Source organism: Candidatus Omnitrophota bacterium (assembly GCA_030650275.1).
GTDB lineage: Bacteria > Omnitrophota > Gorgyraeia > Zapsychrales > Fredricksoniimonadaceae > JACPXN01.
This window is the reverse complement of the sequence record JAUSEK010000023.1, coordinates 145678-162976: the sequence shown is the minus strand read 5'-3', so window position 1 is coordinate 162976 and position 17299 is coordinate 145678. Positions and strand designations below refer to the sequence as shown.

Here is a 17299-nt window from a genome sequence, read left to right as displayed (position 1 = left end):
TGGAATATAAATACACCTAAAACAAGCCCTGGAGGGGTTTTCGGGAAAGCGTTTTCTAGGCAGCGACGATGCAGATCCCGTGACGGTCGGCCAGACGGACGGTTGCTTCGCGGTCAATGAGAAGGGTCTTACCGGCTTCAATGCTCAAGCAGGCGGCTTTGACGCGGGCCATGACGCGGATGGTCTGCGGGCCCACAACAGGAACATCAAAACGGTTGTCCTGGGCGGGTTTGGCGGTCTTGACCACCACGGCCCCGCCGCGCGCGATGGCGCCGCCGCGTGCGATGGCATTGTCCGTGCCTTCCATGGCCTCGATGGCGACAATGGCCTTTTCCTTGACCACGACCGTCTGCCCGACGTCGATGCCGCCCATGAGTTTGGCGATGGTGAAGCCGAATTCCATGTCCGCCAGTTCCGCCAGCGTCGGACCGCGGTGGGTCAATGTGCCTTTGGGGGCCAGGTATTTCTTGAGCAGGAATGTTGAATCCAGCAAGGCCATGCCGTGTTCGCCCAATCTGCCGGCAACGGCGGAAAAAATGGTGTCGGCCTTGCGGTCTTTGAGGGATCCCTCCAGGGAAGCGAATTCTTCGTCAAGGGCAAGACGGGGATCGAAAAGATGATCGGGGTTGACCTGTCCGGCCATGATGACCTGCGTGACCCCCTTGTCCTTAAAATACGCGATCATCTTTTTCATCTGTCCGACGTAAAAATACCGGAAATCGTCGGCGAACGCGGCCAATAGCGGGGAGGTGTCCCCCCAAACCCCCGCGGCCACGACCTTGTAACCCTGGTCTTTGGCGGCCCGGGCAAATAAAAAAGGGAACTGCCTGTTCCCAGCTATAAGGCCGATAGTTTTATTAGCCAACACGCCGCCTCCTTGTGCTGCCCGGCCGGCTCACTGTCTCGCCGGCGCGCTAAACGGTCGGCCTTATTCGGCCGACCAGCGCCCCGCGATCAATCCTATGGTTTTCATGAGATCCCGCGTTTAGAATTTTTAATGAATTCCAGCAAACGTTGAATTTCCGGAATGCTCCCCATCTGTTGTTCAACCTGTGTGAGGGCATTGCCCCTGGCCAGCCCTGAATTAAAAAGAATTTTAAAAGCCCGGCGCAAAGCCAAAGCCGTATCCGAAGGGATGCCGGCGCGCTTGATCCCGATGGCGTTCAAACCCCTTAAGGTCGCGGGATTGCCGTCCACCATGGAATAAGGCGGCACGTCCTGGTTCACCTTGGAGCACCCCCCGATGATGGACATGTAACCGACGCGGGCGAATTGATGCACGCCGGAAAGGCCGCCGATGAGCGCGCGGTCCTCAATGGTCACATGGCCGGAGAGGCCGACATAATTGGCCAGGACACAGTCATCGCCGATATGGCAGTCATGGGCCACGTGGGAACAGGCCATGAATAAATTGTTATTGCCGATGGACGTCGTGCCCCCGCCCTCGACGGTGCCGGGATTGGCGGTGACGTATTCACGAAAAATGTTATTGTTGCCGATCTTAAGGGTCACCTGGTCTTTGCTGTTGTGTTTTTTGTCCTGCGGACGGCTGCCGATGACCGCGGCCGTATACAGCTCGCATTTTTCCCCTAAGGTCGTGTGACCTTCGACAACGCAATGGGCGCCGATGACGGTCCCATCCCCGATGGTGACAGGGCCTTCAATGACCGTATAAGGCCCGACGCTCACGTCCTTGCCCAGACGGGCCTCAGAAGCAATGATGGCGGTTGGATGAATGAAAGACATAACGATCACGCGTAAAGGTAGGACGCGTCCGTGTACGAAAAAAGCATTTCGGCCTCAACAACGATCTCCCCGTCCACCCTGCCCGTGCCCTTGACGCTCGCGGTGCGGTCGCGGTCGCGGATGATCTCAACTTCCATCAGCAGCTGGTCGCCCGGAGAAACCACCTTGCGGAACTTGACCGCTTCAATGGCCATGAATAGCGCTACTTTACCACTGTGCAGCCCACTTGTCAAAACCACGACCCCGGCGGTCTGCGCCATGGCTTCCACCATCAAAACGCCCGGCATCACCGGCTTGGCCGGAAAATGCCCCTGGAAGAACCCGTCGTTGATGGTGACGTTCTTGACGCCTATCCCGCGCTTGCCCTGTTCGACCTCAATGACGCGGTCCACCAGCAAGAACGGGTAACGGTGCGGCAGGATCTTCTGGATCTGGTCAATGGTAAAAACACGCCCGCCCGACGGCAGAGAGGCGGGAACAAAAGCGGTCGCGGCATATTTCTTGCGCTGGGCGTCGATCTTTTTGACGAGTTCGCGGTTCAAGGCATGGCCGCTCTTGGTCGCGACCACGGCCCCGCGCACGCCGTATCCCAGCAAAAACAGGTCCCCGACAATATCCAAAACCTTGTGCCGGGCGCACTCGTCGGGAAAACGCAATGAATTGTCCAGGGGTCCGTCCCTGCCCATGACCAGGGTATTGTGGCGGTCGGCGCCTTTGCCCAGCCCCTTGGCCCGGATCTCTTGCGCTTCCTCTTGCAGACAAAATGTGCGGGCACCTGCCAATGCGCGTTCAAAGGTCTTGGGATCAACGGACAAGGTGAAAAACTGGGAACGCAAAGCCGGGTGGTCGTAATCCAGCGTATAGGATACGCTGAATTCCGGCGCGGGCACGATGGCCAAAAACGCGTTCTTATGGGTGACGATGATCGGTTCCCTGATCTCAAAAATATCTTGGGGGGCGCTTTTCAGTTCAACGATCCCCGCCTTCTTAATGGCCGCCGCGAAATCCAGACTGCTGCCGTCCAGACCCGGCACTTCGGGCCCGTCGATCGCGATGGTGACATTGTCCACGGACAGCCCGCCCAAAGCGGCCAATAAATGTTCAACGGTCGATACCCTGGCACTGTCGGCCTGCACAATGGTGCAGCGCGTGACCCCGGCGTCCATGACAGCCGATGACGGACAAACCTTGATGACCGGCTGCCCGGGCAGGTCAATGCGCACGAAACGCACGCCTTCCCCGGCCACGGCGGGTTTTAAGGTGCACGTCACCTTCTGCCCCGTATGCAACCCCGTGCCGGACAAGGTGACCGGTGATTGGATGGTGTGTTGGTTCATATCAACGGACCTTCTTTTCCAGGTCCTCGATCCTTTTCTTCAGGTCTTTAATGGTCTTCGCATAATGGTCCAGCCGCTGGATATGGGCACGGGCCCGAAACGCGTCTTTGATGGGCTGCGCCGGCGACCCGAACACCTGTTCGCCCGCCTTGATGTCCTTGCTGACCCCGGACTGGGCCGTGACAACGGCGCCGTCGCCGATGGTCAAATGCCCGACGATACCGGCCTGGCCCGCCAAAATGACATGATCGCCGATGCGCGTGCTGCCCGAAACACCGGCCTGGGCCACGATCAAACAATGTTTGCCGATGATGACGTTGTGCGCGATCTGGACAAGATTGTCGATCTTGGTCCCCTCACCGATGACGGTCTTGTCAAAACGCGCGCGGTCAATGGTGACGTTGGAGCCGATCTCGACATCATCCCCGATGACAACCGTGCCCACCTGCGGCAATTTGACGTGTTTGCCCTCCACAGTCACAAAGCCATACCCGTCGGAACCGATGACAGCCCCGGGCTGGATGATGACCCGGGCACCGACCGTGATATGCTCGCGCAGGATGACCCCGGGATACAAAAGGCAATTTTTCCCGACGGAAGTCCCGGGCCCGACATAACAATGGCCGTGCACGACCGTCCCTTCACCCAAAGACGCGCCGCTTTCCACGACCGTATAAGGGCCGAGGGCGACGCCTTTGCCCAATACAGCATCTTTGGCGACGACGGCCGTTGGATGTATGCCTTTAGGAAAATGGCGGGAAGGATCTGGCAAAAGCCGGCGCATCACTTCAATGAAAGCCAGCGACGGGTTATCCACCCGTATAAAAGTTTTCCCCGGCAAAACAACCTGCCGGGGAACAATGATGGCACCCGCCCGGGTGGCCTTGGCCGAAGACGCGTATTTCCGGTCGGCCAAAAAAGTGATATCACTTTTTTGCGCCTCTTCGATGCCGGCGCATCCGGTGATCAGGGCTTTCCCATCGCCGGTGATCTCGCCGCCGACCCAACGCGCGATATCGGCAACGGAATGGGACATGGGCTTTGGTTATTTCTTTCCGGGATAACTGTCGTTAAGGCCTTTCAGGACCTTCTCGGTGAGGTTCATGCTCTGGTCCCCATAGACCAGAACGCGGTCGTTGAAGATCATATCATAGCCTTCCTTCTTGGCCATTGCGCTGACGTTCTTTTCGATCTCCAGCAGGATCTCGCGGACTTTCTCATCGCGCTGTTTGGCCAATTCCGTCATTTTTTGCTTATTGAATTCAATGAGGTCGGCCTGTTGTTTATCGATGTCGGCCTGCGTTTTCTGCTTTTCAGATTCTTTCAAAAGGGCCAGTTTGCCCTGGGCATCGCGGACCTTCTCAACCATCTTGTCACGTTCCTTCTGGAATGCCTGGCTGTCTTTCTGCAGGACAGCGTCGGAATCCTTGGTCTTCTGATAATTATCGAAGACGCGGCTTAGATCAACGAACGCGTATTTCATCTCCTTGGCATGGGCTGAAAGCCCCATTGTCAGAGCGAACACCACCGTTAGAATAAAACATTTGACCGCTTTCATACACCCCTCCTGTTGTTGTTTAAAAAATGCGGCGGGACGACCCGTTAAAAACCACGGCTGACGCTGAAATAGAACTTGCCGCTTCTCTTGCTTTCGCCGGGCTCATCGTTCAAAGGAATACCATAATCCAGGTTGATGGGGCCGATGGGGGTCTTGACCCGCAGCCCTAAGCCGGTGCCGCTTTTGAGGCCCGAACCGTAATCCTTCGTATCGCTCCAGACATTACCGGTATCAAAAAATACCGCGGCCTTGAGGATCTCGACAATGGGCACCGTGTATTCGACATTACCGACGAACATGGCTTCACCGCCGATGGAATCATTGCTGCCGGGGTCCAAAGGCCCCACCCGGCGTTCATTGTAACCGCGGATGGAACGCGCGCCGCCGGCGAAATACCGCTCAAAAATAGGGACCTTGTCCGAATCGCCATAGGGCTTGACCAGGCCGGTCCTGGCGCTCATCTGCAGGACCGTGATCAATTCATCGAACTTGAACGGGACATAATAACTGCCCGATGTCTGCAAACGGTAGAAATCCTTGTCTCCCCCGAGGAAACTGCCGGCAAAATCGGCATTGTTCTGGATGACCCATCCTTGCGTGGGGCTTAACGTGCTGTCGCGGTGATCGTGGGTGGTGGAAAACCCGAGAGCGCTGACCACGTTGGTACCCTCTTCGGCAGACAGGTCCGCGGAAACGCCGCTGTCCAAATTATTGATCTTGATCTGTTCCAGCCGGTAGGTCGACCCGATCGAGAAATGATCATCGAACCTTTTGCCCAAACGCAGATCGCCGCCGGTACGTGTTTCATCGTAGGCGTAACCGGTGGTGCTGTCGCGTTTCTGCTGGGTGGCAAAAACGTCAAAGCCCCCGGAAACCGGATAATCGAAAAGCCACGGCTCCGTAAAACTCAACACAATGTTGTGGCGGGTGGAGCCAGCTTCCGCGCGCACGCGCAGGTCCTGGCCGCCGCCGGTAAACGTTGGCCATTTGGAAATGTCAAAATTCTTCTGCTCGATCTCGATGAACCCGACGATCCGGTCCACCGTACTGTAACCGCCGCCGAAAGAGAAACTGCCGGTCTTGGCTTCCTTGACCTGCACGATCAAGTCCTTCTGGTCCGGTTTGTCGGTGTCTTCAATGTCGTAGCCCACGTCCTCAAAATACCCCAGGTCTTTGAGGCGGTCCTTGGACTTGCGCAGCTTCTTTCCGTCGAACTGGTCGCCGGGATACATGCGCAGTTCCCGGCGGATGACGATGTCGCGGGTCTGGGTGTTGCCCTGGATCTTGATCTTGTCGATATACGCTAAATTGCCTTCCTTAATATCCATCCTGATGTCCACCTTGCCCGTATCCGTATTGAACGACGTGGACTCCTGCACGTTGGCGGAAATGTAACCGCGGTCAAAATAAGAATCGCGGATCTTGCCGATGTCCTCATCCAATTTCTCGCGGCTGAACACATTGCCCTCGCGCATGTTCTTGATATTGCTCTTGATCTCGTATTCGGAGGCGGCGGCATTACCGCTGAAGACCACATCGCCGACGTAATAACGCTTGCCTTCCTCAATGGTGATGACAACGTTGACCAGGCCCTTATACAGCCCTTCGATCTTATGGCCGGCCTTGGCGTCGATGTAACCGTTTTGCTCATAAAAAGACTGGATGCGGGTCATGTCTTCCTCTAAGACCTCCTCTTTCAGGAACCCGGAGTTGAACAGCCATGCCGGGCGGGACTTCATGACCTTGATGATGCGTTTGTCCGGATAGGCGGTGTTGCCGTACACACCGATGCGTTTGATCTTGACGCGCCAGCCCTCGCGGATGATGAAATGCAAACTGGCCTTGTTGGTGGTCTCATCCACAAATGTCTCAACGTCCACGTTGACCTGGGTGAGGCCTTTCTTCTTATAAAGGTCCTCAATGGTATTGACATCATCCTTGACCGTCTTATTGTCCAGGAACCTGTCTTTCTTGGTCTTCATTTTGCTTTCCAAATGGCGCGTATTGAAATGGCGCAATTTGGAAAAGGTGATCTCTTCAACAATGGGCTTTTCTTTCAAAAGCACAATGACTTTATACCCGCCCTCGTGATCCTCATGCTCGATCTGCACGTCGGCGAAATGGCCGGTATTATACAGTCGCTTGAGGTCATCGCTGACCACGTTCTCCAGGTATTCCTGTCCCACGCGTATTTTGATCTTCGCCAGGACCTGGGCGATCCCGATGGACTTGTTGCCGCGGATATCAATGGCCTTGACGATCTTGACGGGGGCTGCGGGAGCTGCTGCCTGCTGCTGGTCCGTAACTTCTTGGGCCCAAAGGATATTGGCGCCGGCGAAAAAACAAAAAGTGAAGGCGCAAACAAAAATAAAAAGGGTCTTTTTACGCATGGTTTTGATTATAGAGTTTGGGGTTGGCCGTGTCAATGGGCAAAAGGTTTTTATTGATGGTGGACGGTTTCCAAATTGGCAAATTTAACGAATTCCTTGAAAAATTTCAACTTGAGGGACCCTGTCGGGCCGTTGCGCTGTTTGGCGATGATGGCTTCCGCGATGCCCTGATTTTCCGGGGTGGGGTTATATTGTTCCTCCCGCATGAGGAGCACCACCACGTCCGCGTCCTGCTCAATGGCCCCGGATTCGCGCAGGTCCGACAGCTGGGGCCTGTGGTCCTGCCGGCTTTCCACCGCGCGCGACAACTGGCTGATGGCGATCAAGGGCGTGTTCAATTCACGGGCCAGCGCCTTGAGCGACCGGGAGATCTCTGAAATTTCCTGCTGGCGGCTTTCGGTCCTGGCCGAGGCCTCCATCAATTGCAGATAGTCCACGACAATGAGCCCGATATTATGGGAGGTCTTCAGCCGCCTGGCCTTGGCCCGCAATTCCAAAGCCGAGATCGCCGGGGTATCATCAATAAAAATGGGGACGTTGGACAGTTTGCCCGCGGCCTTGGTCAACAGCGGCCATTCCGACGGGGACAAAAACCCCGTGCGCACCTTGTGCGCGTCCACCTGCGCCTGGGAACACAGCATGCGCTGGACCAGCTGTTCCTTGGACATTTCCAAAGAAAAGATCGCGACCGGAACGTTGCCGTGAATGGCGGCATACTCGCAGATGGAACCCGCCAGGGCGCTTTTTCCCATGGATGGACGGCCGGCGATGATGATGAGGTCGGATTTCTGCAAACCAGAGGTCATGCGGTCAAAATCAATGAATCCGGTGGCCACCCCGGTGATGGCCTGTTTGTGCTGGTAGAGCTGGTCAATGGTCTCAATGGCGGTCTTGATGATGTCTTTGACGTGGACCGCCTGCTGTCTTTGCTTGGCGGTGGCGATCTCGAAGATGAGCTGTTCCGCGGCATCCACCAATTCGTCCACATTGACGTCGGTGCCGTAACTTTTGGAAATGATCTCGGTGGAATTCTTGATGAGCCGCCGCTGGATGCCCTTTTCCTTGACAATGTCCACGTAATAACGGGCATTGGCGGAGGTGGGCACGAAATCCGCCAGTTCGGTCAGATAGGAGAGGCCCCCGACGGCTTCCAGGATCCCCTTGCCGGTGAGAAAATCGGAGAGCGTGATGATGTCCACGTTCTTGCGCTGGGCGTACAGGTCGCGCACCGCGTCAAAGACCTTCTGGTGGCGGGTCTCATAAAAATAAAAGCTGTCGAGATGCTCGATGGCGGTCCCGATCGCTTCTTCATCGATCATCATGGCCCCCAGCAGGGCTTTTTCAGCGTCGATGTTCTGCGGGGGGACCCTTATTTCTTCGTTACCCATAAACGGACTTTCGCGATCACTTCCGGGTGGAGTTTCACGCCGATCTCAAAGATACCTAATTCTTCAACGGGCTTTTCGATGACAAGGTCTTTCTTGTCCACCTTCTGGCCTTCCGCTGCCAGGGCCTTGAGGATCTCTGTTTCCGGCACGGCGCCGTACATTTTTTCCTGGTCATTGACCTCGACGGCAACGGTCAAAGAGATCTTGGCGACTACGGCGGCTTTGGCCTGGGCCTGGACTTTCTGCTGTTCATAAACGGCCTGACGGCCGGCTTTTTCTTTTTCCATGCGTTTGATGTTGGAGGCGGTCGCCGCCATGGCCATCTGGCGGGGCAATAAATAATTGCGGGCGTAGCCGTCCTTGACCCTGACGACGTCGCCGATATGCCCCAGATCTTTCATGTCCTGCGTCAATATGATATTCATTGGTTTCACTTTCTTTTTGTCGATCCGACGGGTAAAAGCCCCAGAAGGCGGGCGCGCTTGACCGCCGTGCTCAAAAGCCGCTGCTGGCCGGCGTCGGCGCTGGTGAGCCGGCGCGAAAGGATCTTGCCGCGCTCGGTCAGACATTTCTGCAAAAATGCGATGTTCTTATAATTGATGTCCGTGCCCTTGGGGATGGTGAAACGCTGGATCCTTCCCATGCGCCGGGGACCGTCCCCGTCCCGGCGGAACTTCTTCTTATTGCGGTCTTCCCTGGATAATTTCTTACCACCGAACCTTCTGTTTTCCATGATGATCATTCCTCCCATGCGATATCTTCAGGCGAGATGACCTCGTCCTGTTCATTGGTGTCTTTAGCCCCGCCGATCGCGGGGTTGACCCCGCCGGTCCCGCCGATAGGCGGGACAGCGGCCCCTTCCGCCGACTTGGGCGCGCCGCTTAAAAACTGGATGCGCTCCGCGCGCACGTCAATGGTGCTGCGCTTTTGCTTGTCACTGGTCTCCCAGGAGCGGGACTGCAAAATGCCCTCGACAAAAACCGCCCGGCCCTTCTGCAGATACTGATTGCAGATCTCAGCCTGTTTGTCCCAGGCGGTCACCGTGATAAAACACGTGTCTTCTTTCAGTTCGCCGGTGCGGTCCTTGAACTTGCGGTTAACGGCCAAACGCAGATTGGTCACGGCCGTGCCGTTGGGGGTGTAGCGCAATTCCGGGTCTTTCGTGAGATTGCCTATCAGAAGGACTTTGTTCAAACTCGCCATAGACAGCCTTTCGTTATATGTTACGCGCTTTTGTTCTCCTGGCGGATGGCCAGGAAACGCAAGATCTGCTCATTGAGCCGCAAGAACGCCTGCATCTTGTTGACGGCGGCCATCGGGGCCTCGATGTTCAAAAGGTAATACGTCCCTTCCCACACTTTTTTGATGGGAAAACTCATCCGGTGGCGTTCCAGCCAGACCTGGGAATTGATGACCTTCACGTCGGATTTTGAAGCCGCCTCAGTGACCTGTTTGCTGATCTCGTCCCTGGCGGCCTGCGGCGCGTGGGCGTCCACGATGTAAACCAATTCGTACTTATTCATTAAACCTTCCTTTTGTTGAACTCATTCATGGCTTTTTCGACCCCTTCGGTCCCCCAGATGTGAAGGCAGGAAAGGGCATTGTTGATAAGGTCCGGGAGTTTTTTTAACTCAGCCGGAGTGAGATCTGACAGCACATGGTCCGCGGGATCGACGCCGGGCTTAGGGTTGCCCACGCCCAAACGCAGGCGGGCAAAATCTTTGGACCCCAGATGTTCAATAACGGATTTGATCCCGTTATGTCCGCCGGCGCTTCCCGCGGCGCGCAAACGCATGTCCCCGAAATCCAGATCCATGTCGTCATACACGACGATGATGTCGCCGGGTTCAACGCCGCTTTTGGCGGCCGCCTGTTTGACCGCTACCCCTGAATTGTTCATGTAGGTCAGCGGCAAGATCAAAGAACATTCAATACCGTCGAGCACGATACGGCTGGTCAGGGCCTGCGCAAAAGAGGCCTTGCGCCAGCGACCGCCCTGCCCTTCGGCCAGGGCCTGGACGCACAAAAATCCCAAATTGTGCCGCGTATGGACGTAACGGGGTTCCGGGTTGCCGAGGCCGACGATGAGCCGCATTTAGATCACTTCTTCTCTTTGTCTTTTTCTTTCTCTTTGTCTTCCTTCTTGGCAGCGGCCGGCTCTTCGCCTTCTTCCTTCTTCTTTTCTTTCAAAACCTCGGGCTCTGTAGCGGCGGCCTCTTCTTCCGTGGGCGCGGCCACCGTTTCCTTGGTGGAACCGACCACCGACACGACCACCGCGTCAAGGTCATGTTTGGTGCGCACGCCCGCCGGCAGGACCACATCGCGCACGTGAATGGCGTCGTGAATGCCCAAATTCGTGATGTCCACTTCAAAATGATGCGGGATATTGGTCGGTAAACAGATGACGTCCAGTTCCCATAAGGTGTGGTCCAGGGTGCCGCCGTCGCGCTTGATGCCGATGGCTTCGCCCTTGGTGATGACCTTGATATTGACCTCGATCTCTTTGTCCAGGGAAATGCGGTTAAAATCGATGTGGATGACCTCTTCACTGACGGGGTGCCTCTGAATATCTTTGATGATGGCCGGAAAATCCGCGACCTTCTTGTCGCCTTCGGCCACATTGAGGTGATAGATGAGGCTCTCCCCCATATGCTGGCGATGGATGCGGTTATAGGCCTTGCGGTCGGCCTGGATCATGGTGGGTTTCAAACCGCCCCCATAAACCACCGCCGGGATAAGCTCCGCGCGGCGGACGCGGCGGGCATTGGCTGATCCCGCTTCTTTTCTTAATTGGACGTCGAATTGAATTTCTTCCATGGGATGACCCTGCCTTTTCTAGTTACGGATCTCTTCAAATAAACTGCTGATAGATTCCCCGTTATGGGTGCGCGCGATGGCTTCCGCCAATAAGGGCGCTACGGAAAGCTGTTTGATCTTGGGATTGCTCCCCGCGTCCGCCAGGGGGATCGTATTGGTAATGACCACTTCCTTCAAGTCCTGGCAGTCGCGGATGCGCTGTTTCGCCGGGCCGGACAACACGCCATGACTGACCGCCGCGTAAATGGATTTGGCCCCGTTGGCCTTCAATGCCGTCACCCCTTCAATGATCGAGCTGGCCGTGGCCAGAATATCATCGACCAGGACCACGTTCTTGCCGCTCACCTCACCGAGGATGTGCATGACTTCGGTCTTATCCGGGCTCATGCGGCGCTTGTCCACGATGGCCAGACCCGCGTGCAGGCGTTTCGCGTAGGCCCGGGCCATTTTTAAGCCCCCAACATCGGGAGAAACAACAACAATGTCCGGTCCGTACAAATTTTTGTCCTTGAAATAATTGGAAAGAACGTCAATGGCATACAAATGGTCGACGGGAATATCAAAGAATCCCTGCAGCTGGCTGGCATGCAGGTCCATGGTCAGCACGCGGTTGGCGCCGGCCGCGACAATGATGTTCGCCACCAGCTTTGCCGTGATCGGCACGCGCGGCTGGTCCTTGCGGTCCTGGCGGGCGTAACCGTAATACGGCAGCACCGCGGTGATCCTGTCGGCGGAAGCCCTGCGGGCCGCGTCGATGAGGATCAGCAATTCCATGATATTGTCGTTGACCGGCTGGCATGTCGGCTGGACGATAAAAACGTCCCTGCCGCGGATGTTCTCCTTGATCTGCACGCGGATCTCGCCCTCGGAGAAACGGTCCACCAGCACCTTCGTTTGCGTGATCTTCAAGATCCCGCAGATCTCCGCCGTCAATGCCGGATTGGCATTACCGCCTAACACCGCTAATTGAGCCATACATCTCCTCTATACGGGCACGGCATGCCGTACCCCTACCGTACGATCTTGGCCGGGACACCGAACGCCACAGCCCCGGCCGGAATATTCTTACCCTTTGTCACGACCGAACCGGCGCCCACAACGGCTTTCTTGCCGACGCTGACCGGCGCCACCAAAACAGCGCCCGAGCCGATAAAGGCACCATCGGATATTGTTGTCCTGTTCTTGGTCCTGCCGTCAAAATTCGCCGTCACCGTTCCAGCACCGATATTGACATTGGCCCCCAGGACCGCATCACCCAAAAAAGAAAAATGTTTTATGAACACGTTTTTGCCCACACGGCTGCGCGACACTTCCGTGAAATTACCGATCTCAACGTGGTCACCCACGCGCGTGCCGGGCCGCAAATGGGCAAAAGGTCCCACGCGGCAATTCTTCCCGACGACGACATCCCGGTCAATGACGGTGCACGGATAGATCACCGTGTCCCGTCCGATCTTGACACCGGTTTCCACATAGGTGGTTGCCGGATCCACGATGGTCACGCCCCCCAGCATCAGTTTGCTCAAAATGCGCATCCGGATGACCCTTTCGGCCCGGGCCAGGTCCACGCGCGTGTTGATCCCGAAGGCCAATGAAGCATCCCCGGCCAGGACCGTTCCCACGCGGCCGCCCCGCGCTAATAAAACCTCGATGACGTCCGTCAGATAAAATTCTTTTTTGCGGGCATTCCATTTGACCCGCCTCAACACATCAAAAATCTTTTGCGCCTGAAAACAATATGCCCCGACGTTGATCTCTGTGATCCGCGCTTCCCGGGGGCTGGCGTCTTTTTGTTCACGGATAGCACTAATACGGCCGCCGGCATCGCGGAGGATGCGACCATATCCGCGCGGATCATGGATATGGGCGGTCAGGACCGTGGCATCGGCCCGACTGCGACGGTGTTGGGCCAGCAAACGCTGCACCGTCTGTTTTTCCAAAAGCGGCGTGTCCCCGCACAAGACAAGCACGTGCCCGCGAAACCCTTTCAAGAGCGGCGCCACGCGGCGCAGGGCATCCGCCGTTCCCAAAAGCCGATCCTGCGCAACATAGGTCAGTCCGTCCCCTAAAGCGGCCCGGACATTTTGGGCCCCGTGCCCGACGACAACAAAAGTTTTCAAAGAACGGACAATGTCCAGAACGTAAGCGATGACCGGACGGCCGGCAACGGGATGCAAAACCTTGGGGATCTCGGACTTCATCCGGGTCCCTTTTCCGGCGGCTAAAATGATCGCGCGAACGTCAGTCATAAATATGCAAACGTGGTTGCCCAGCCAGGATTCGAACCTGGACAACGAGATCCAAATTCTCGGGTGCTACCATTACACCACCGGGCAGTCGATCCTTGACAACCGGCGCGCCCGATCACAGCGTCGGTACGACGAAAACCTGCGTGAAACGCTTATCGAACCCGTCTTTGATCGACTCGGCCTGCGCCCGGCCGGACGCCAGGGCGAAAACAGACGGACCGCTGCCAGAGAAACAGACACCGGCAGCCCCGGCGTCGGACAATTTCTTTTTTAAGCGGATCAGATCCGGCTTTAAAGACAAAATGGAAAGCTCAAGGTCGTTGGACAAAGCCGTCCCAAGGCCCTGAAAATCGTTCTTCCTTAAATAAGGAAGACAAATATTAACATTATCCTTTTTTTTTGTCAACTTTAAACTCTTGGCCTTCCGGGCGAGGCAGGCGAAAACATCCTTGGTATACATTTTAACCTTAGGCGTGACAAGCACATGCCACAATTTAACCCCCAATTTTAAAGGCCTGATCTTCTCCCCCCGCCCCGTGCCCAAGGCAAAGGGCGTATCGTAGATAAAAAAAGCCACGTCGCTGCCCAGGCGGGCGGCGTGCCGGACCAAATCTTTTTGACTTAAACCCAACCGCCACAAACGGTTTACCCCCATCAAAACAGCCGCGGCATCGCTGGACCCGCCGGCCAAGCCCGCGGCCACGGGAATGCGCTTGACGATCCGGATGTCCACCCCCTGGCGGACGCCATATTCCTGCTGTATTTGCCGGGCGGCCCGGAAGGCCAGATTTCTGGGGCCTTTGGGAACGTGGGGGTGGCCGCAAATCACGCGGATAGGACCATGGGGATTGGCCGTCAATGTGATGGTATCGCACAGGCCGACGCGCTCGAACACCGTGCGCAGTTCATGGAAACCGTCGGGGCGTTTGCCCAAAACGTCCAGAACAAGATTCAATTTTGCAGGTGCAAAAAGCGTGATGGAAGGCACTAGGGAGTTCCGTTAAAGGCGTGGACTTTCTCGAGTTCTCCGAGTTTGCGGGAAACCTCCGCCTGGCCGGGTTTCATGTCCAGAGATCTGTGCCAAAATTTGCGGGCCAGGGTGAATTCCTTCACGGCTTTATACACATCGCCCATGTGATCATAAAGCACCGGGTCCTGGATATAGGCCTCTGCTTTTTGCAAAGCCATGAGCGCCTGGGCATTCATCCCTTTTTTGTACAGCACCCAGCCGAGCGTATCATAATAAGCGCCGTTGGAAGGATCAAGATCCACGGCCCGGCGCGCCATCTTTAAAGCATCGTCGAGATTCACGCCATCTTCGGCATAAATATACCCCAGCGAATTCAATGCTCCGTCGTGATCAGGCTGAAGGGCCAGCACTTTCTTGAACGCGTCTTTGGCCTTGGCCCTGTCGCCGGTTTCCGCATAGATGGACCCCAAAAGATAGCAAACGGAAGCATTGTCCGGCTGGACTTCCAAGATCTTATTGAACTGGGCAATGGCTTCGTCAAATTTGCGCTCGGAAGAATACAGTTGGGCCAGATACAGGTAGATCTCGGTATTTTCGGGATTGTCCGCTGACGCTGATTTGAGGATCAGTTCGTATTCGGTTGCGGCAAGGTCAAACTTGTTCTGTGAGGAATACACCATGGCCAAAAGATAATGGGCCTGGGGCTCTTTGGGGTCGAGGCGGACAACGGTTTTCAGCTGGGCCACGGCCTTGTCCAGAAGGCCAAGGCGCGCGTAATAGGCGGCCAGGCGCAGATGGGGCAAGGGCTCCTGGCCGTTGAGAGCAACGCTTTTTTCGTACTCTTTAACGGACTCGGCGGCCATGCCGTTGAGGTCATTGGAAATGCCCATGATGTAATGGGCCAGCGCCTTGGAACGGGCGTCAACGACGGGGCCGGCAGCGGAGAAAACAAATTTCCCCGCGCTGAAATAACCCAGCATCAGGACAGCCAAAACAACCGCCCAACGCGTGCATAAGCGTTTCATACGGACCTCCCCCCGCTTCGCCTTAACGGGTGGCGCGCTTTTTCAAATGACGCAGCGACTTACGCAATTTCTTGCGCTTGTGCGTGCGGATCTTGATGCGTTTTCTTTTTCTTCCGCAAGGCATACTTTTCCTTTTTTAGTAGATCAGCTTATTCAAAGAATACTCGATGATGCCCTCAGCGCCCACTTCTTTGAGCTGGGGAATAATGGAACGCACGGTCCCCTCGTCGATCACTGTTTCCAAAGCCAGCCAGTTGTCCGCGGCCAGATGTGAGATCGTAGGGTTGCGCAAAGAGGTCAGGATCTTCAATACCTTGTCGAGGTCCTTTTTGCGCAAATTCATCTTCAGGCCCACCATATTATTGGCGGCCAGGGCCCCCTGCAAAAGCATGATGACCTGCTCCATTTTCTTTTTCTTCCAGGGGTCCTGGGCGGCTTTTTTATTCGCAATGAACTGGGTCGTGGACTCGCAAAGGGTGTCAACAATGCGCAGTTTATTGGCGCGCAGCGACGAGCCGGTCTCGGTCAACTCCACAATGGCATCCACCAGGCCCGTGGCCACCTTGGCTTCGGTGGCGCCCCAGGAAAATTCCACGTCGGCCTTGACCTTATGTTTGGCCAGATACTGTTTGGTGACATTGACCACTTCCGTGGCGATCTTTTTACCTTCCAGATCTTTGATAGTCTTGATCTTTGAGTCCTCGGGCACGGCCAAGACCCAGCGCACCTTATTGGTGGTCTGTTTGGCGTAGAGAAGTTCGGAAAGGCGCGTCACATCGGAGTTGTTCTCCAAGATCCAGTCATTGCCGGTGATGCCGCAATCCAGCGTCTCATCCTCGACGTAGCGGGACATTTCCTGGGCGCGCAACAGCACGGGCTCGATCTCGGCATCGTCGATGCGGGGGAAATAGGAGCGCGTGGACACCGTCACCTTAAAGCCGGCTTTGGCGAACAGCGCGACGGTGGCGTCCTGCAAACTGCCTTTGGGGAGACCTAATTTTAACTTTTTCATAAGGAGCGTATTATAACGAGACGGTTTTTAAATGTAAAGCGAATAGATACGCTGATTTAGAGCTTAAACGCACTTCCCTCGATCTTTTTAAAGGACTCTTTTTGAGGAAAAAGATTCACAACGCCGCGCAAAAAACGAAAATACTGTTCCCAGGTCATCGGCTGACTGAAGACCTGTGTTCTCGCCCGGGCAAATGCCTTGCGGCGGGACTCGCTTCGGGCGTCTTCCAGCATTTCTCTTTTTTCTTCGTCGCTAAGCATGGTCGGTCTCGTTTAAAATTCTTTCCAATTGATCAGCACAGTTGAATAGATCAAAATACTCCCGTAAAAGTCCCACATTCAGCTGTTCCCGGTGATTTTTGATCAGCCATTGAATGTCCGCCATGTCCTGCGCATACCGCGCGGGATCATTGTGCAAGGCCTGGATCTTCAAACCAATAATGTCTTCCGGCACAATGACATTGACCGTATGCCCTTTAATGATCTCATACGGCTTGGCGCGTTCGAGCATCGCCAACGCATATTTACGACGGGCTATGATAAAATCGATCTGTCCCAACTCGGACAATCGATTCAAGAAATTCGCGGCGTCCTCGCTTTCATGAATGGCTTCATACCCCAAAGAGGCAAGGACTGCCTTGACTTTCGCCTTGTCTTCATGATGCAGCAGGAAATCAATGTCTTTGGTGGCCCTGGTAAAACCCGCCGCGTGCAGGGCAAAACCCCCTATGATCGCGAAACGGACGTTATATTTGCCAAATTGTCCCAGGATTATTTTAAAAACCGCCTCGAAATCCATATTTAAGAA

The 17299-nt window shown here is 55.6% G+C and carries 20 protein-coding genes and 1 tRNA gene; all 21 read right to left on the bottom strand.

The annotated features are described in order from the left end of the window. Positions 1-55: 55 nt before the first annotated feature. The 21 genes from lpxI to Q7K71_06615 all read right to left on the bottom strand — a co-directional run bounded on the left by lpxI (position 56) and on the right by Q7K71_06615 (position 17290). Positions 56-865 carry a UDP-2,3-diacylglucosamine diphosphatase LpxI gene (gene lpxI / locus Q7K71_06715; protein ID MDO8675786.1) on the bottom strand — a complete coding sequence of 270 codons (810 nt, stop codon included), beginning with the start codon at positions 863-865 and terminating at the stop codon, positions 56-58. Positions 866-969: 104 nt separating this feature from the next. After that, complete coding sequence (gene lpxA, locus Q7K71_06710; GenBank protein MDO8675785.1) at positions 970-1746, bottom strand: acyl-ACP--UDP-N-acetylglucosamine O-acyltransferase; 777 nt, start codon at positions 1744-1746, stop codon at positions 970-972. 5 nt (positions 1747-1751) lie between these two features. Then, positions 1752-3083: a UDP-3-O-acyl-N-acetylglucosamine deacetylase gene (gene lpxC / locus Q7K71_06705; protein ID MDO8675784.1), complete on the bottom strand. Its 1332-nt coding sequence runs from the start codon at positions 3081-3083 to the stop codon at positions 1752-1754. Position 3084: 1 nt separating this feature from the next. Then, positions 3085-4119 (bottom strand): UDP-3-O-(3-hydroxymyristoyl)glucosamine N-acyltransferase, encoded by a 1035-nt coding sequence (gene lpxD, locus Q7K71_06700; GenBank protein ID MDO8675783.1) that lies wholly within the window; start codon positions 4117-4119, stop codon positions 3085-3087. A gap of 9 nt (positions 4120-4128) precedes the next feature. Next, entirely contained in the window at positions 4129-4641 is a 513-nt protein-coding gene (locus tag Q7K71_06695; protein ID MDO8675782.1) for an OmpH family outer membrane protein, read from the bottom strand. 44 nt (positions 4642-4685) lie between these two features. Further along, a complete protein-coding gene (gene bamA, locus Q7K71_06690; protein MDO8675781.1) occupies positions 4686-7031 on the bottom strand; it encodes an outer membrane protein assembly factor BamA in 2346 nt (781 codons plus the stop codon). Between the two features lie 50 nt (positions 7032-7081). Continuing rightward, the gene (dnaB, locus tag Q7K71_06685) at positions 7082-8419 is read right to left on the bottom strand and encodes a replicative DNA helicase (GenBank protein ID MDO8675780.1); all 1338 of its coding nucleotides are present in this window, start codon (positions 8417-8419) and stop codon (positions 7082-7084) included. Continuing rightward, on the bottom strand, positions 8401-8844 hold the full coding sequence (gene rplI / locus Q7K71_06680; GenBank protein ID MDO8675779.1) for a 50S ribosomal protein L9: 444 nt from the start codon (positions 8842-8844) through the stop codon (positions 8401-8403). Before rplI ends, dnaB begins: the two co-directional genes overlap by 19 nt. 5 nt (positions 8845-8849) lie before the next feature. Next, positions 8850-9161, bottom strand: a complete 312-nt coding sequence (rpsR, locus tag Q7K71_06675; GenBank protein MDO8675778.1) for a 30S ribosomal protein S18 — start codon at positions 9159-9161, stop codon at positions 8850-8852. Then, positions 9158-9622, bottom strand: coding sequence for a single-stranded DNA-binding protein (gene ssb, locus Q7K71_06670; protein MDO8675777.1), 465 nt, complete (start codon positions 9620-9622; stop codon positions 9158-9160). The genes rpsR and ssb overlap by 4 nt, the downstream gene beginning before the upstream one ends. Before the next feature lie 20 nt (positions 9623-9642). Then, positions 9643-9942 (bottom strand): 30S ribosomal protein S6, encoded by a 300-nt coding sequence (rpsF, locus tag Q7K71_06665; protein ID MDO8675776.1) that lies wholly within the window; start codon positions 9940-9942, stop codon positions 9643-9645. Next, positions 9942-10514, bottom strand: a complete 573-nt coding sequence (pth, locus tag Q7K71_06660; protein MDO8675775.1) for an aminoacyl-tRNA hydrolase — start codon at positions 10512-10514, stop codon at positions 9942-9944. Before pth ends, rpsF begins: the two co-directional genes overlap by 1 nt. Positions 10515-10519: 5 nt before the next feature. Then, positions 10520-11236, bottom strand: a complete 717-nt coding sequence (locus Q7K71_06655) for a 50S ribosomal protein L25 (protein MDO8675774.1) — start codon at positions 11234-11236, stop codon at positions 10520-10522. 18 nt (positions 11237-11254) lie between these two features. After that, positions 11255-12211: a ribose-phosphate pyrophosphokinase gene (locus Q7K71_06650; GenBank protein ID MDO8675773.1), complete on the bottom strand. Its 957-nt coding sequence runs from the start codon at positions 12209-12211 to the stop codon at positions 11255-11257. 35 nt (positions 12212-12246) lie between these two features. Then, complete coding sequence (locus Q7K71_06645; GenBank protein MDO8675772.1) at positions 12247-13485, bottom strand: NTP transferase domain-containing protein; 1239 nt, start codon at positions 13483-13485, stop codon at positions 12247-12249. Between the two features lie 13 nt (positions 13486-13498). Continuing rightward, positions 13499-13572: transfer RNA gene (locus Q7K71_06640), tRNA-Gln, on the bottom strand. Positions 13573-13600: 28 nt separating this feature from the next. Continuing rightward, the gene (gene ispE, locus Q7K71_06635; GenBank protein MDO8675771.1) at positions 13601-14473 is read right to left on the bottom strand and encodes a 4-(cytidine 5'-diphospho)-2-C-methyl-D-erythritol kinase; all 873 of its coding nucleotides are present in this window, start codon (positions 14471-14473) and stop codon (positions 13601-13603) included. After that, positions 14473-15480, bottom strand: coding sequence for a tetratricopeptide repeat protein (locus tag Q7K71_06630; protein MDO8675770.1), 1008 nt, complete (start codon positions 15478-15480; stop codon positions 14473-14475). The genes ispE and Q7K71_06630 overlap by 1 nt, the downstream gene beginning before the upstream one ends. Positions 15481-15616: 136 nt before the next feature. Next, positions 15617-16492 (bottom strand): ATP phosphoribosyltransferase, encoded by an 876-nt coding sequence (gene hisG, locus Q7K71_06625; protein ID MDO8675769.1) that lies wholly within the window; start codon positions 16490-16492, stop codon positions 15617-15619. Between the two features lie 56 nt (positions 16493-16548). Next, complete coding sequence (locus Q7K71_06620) at positions 16549-16752, bottom strand: hypothetical protein (protein ID MDO8675768.1); 204 nt, start codon at positions 16750-16752, stop codon at positions 16549-16551. After that, positions 16745-17290: a nucleotidyltransferase gene (locus Q7K71_06615; GenBank protein ID MDO8675767.1), complete on the bottom strand. Its 546-nt coding sequence runs from the start codon at positions 17288-17290 to the stop codon at positions 16745-16747. The genes Q7K71_06620 and Q7K71_06615 overlap by 8 nt, the downstream gene beginning before the upstream one ends. Between the last annotated feature and the right edge of the window lie 9 nt (positions 17291-17299).

Excerpts from the sequence above, each read along its gene's own strand:
- lpxA (MDO8675785.1), bottom strand. The coding sequence starts at position 1,746 with ATGTCTTTCATTCATCCAACCGCCATCATTGCTTCTGAGGCCCGTCTG.
- lpxC (MDO8675784.1), bottom strand. The coding sequence starts at position 3,083 with ATGAACCAACACACCATCCAATCACCGGTCACCTTGTCCGGCACGGGG.
- lpxD (MDO8675783.1), bottom strand. The coding sequence starts at position 4,119 with ATGTCCCATTCCGTTGCCGATATCGCGCGTTGGGTCGGCGGCGAGATC.
- Q7K71_06695 (MDO8675782.1), bottom strand. The coding sequence starts at position 4,641 with ATGAAAGCGGTCAAATGTTTTATTCTAACGGTGGTGTTCGCTCTGACA.
- bamA (MDO8675781.1), bottom strand. The coding sequence starts at position 7,031 with ATGCGTAAAAAGACCCTTTTTATTTTTGTTTGCGCCTTCACTTTTTGT.
- dnaB (MDO8675780.1), bottom strand. The coding sequence starts at position 8,419 with ATGGGTAACGAAGAAATAAGGGTCCCCCCGCAGAACATCGACGCTGAA.
- rplI (MDO8675779.1), bottom strand. The coding sequence starts at position 8,844 with ATGAATATCATATTGACGCAGGACATGAAAGATCTGGGGCATATCGGC.
- rpsR (MDO8675778.1), bottom strand. The coding sequence starts at position 9,161 with ATGATCATCATGGAAAACAGAAGGTTCGGTGGTAAGAAATTATCCAGG.
- ssb (MDO8675777.1), bottom strand. The coding sequence starts at position 9,622 with ATGGCGAGTTTGAACAAAGTCCTTCTGATAGGCAATCTCACGAAAGAC.
- rpsF (MDO8675776.1), bottom strand. The coding sequence starts at position 9,942 with ATGAATAAGTACGAATTGGTTTACATCGTGGACGCCCACGCGCCGCAG.
- pth (MDO8675775.1), bottom strand. The coding sequence starts at position 10,514 with ATGCGGCTCATCGTCGGCCTCGGCAACCCGGAACCCCGTTACGTCCAT.
- Q7K71_06655 (MDO8675774.1), bottom strand. The coding sequence starts at position 11,236 with ATGGAAGAAATTCAATTCGACGTCCAATTAAGAAAAGAAGCGGGATCA.
- Q7K71_06650 (MDO8675773.1), bottom strand. The coding sequence starts at position 12,211 with ATGGCTCAATTAGCGGTGTTAGGCGGTAATGCCAATCCGGCATTGACG.
- Q7K71_06645 (MDO8675772.1), bottom strand. The coding sequence starts at position 13,485 with ATGACTGACGTTCGCGCGATCATTTTAGCCGCCGGAAAAGGGACCCGG.
- Q7K71_06630 (MDO8675770.1), bottom strand. The coding sequence starts at position 15,480 with ATGAAACGCTTATGCACGCGTTGGGCGGTTGTTTTGGCTGTCCTGATG.
- hisG (MDO8675769.1), bottom strand. The coding sequence starts at position 16,492 with ATGAAAAAGTTAAAATTAGGTCTCCCCAAAGGCAGTTTGCAGGACGCC.
- Q7K71_06620 (MDO8675768.1), bottom strand. The coding sequence starts at position 16,752 with ATGCTTAGCGACGAAGAAAAAAGAGAAATGCTGGAAGACGCCCGAAGC.
- Q7K71_06615 (MDO8675767.1), bottom strand. The coding sequence starts at position 17,290 with ATGGATTTCGAGGCGGTTTTTAAAATAATCCTGGGACAATTTGGCAAA.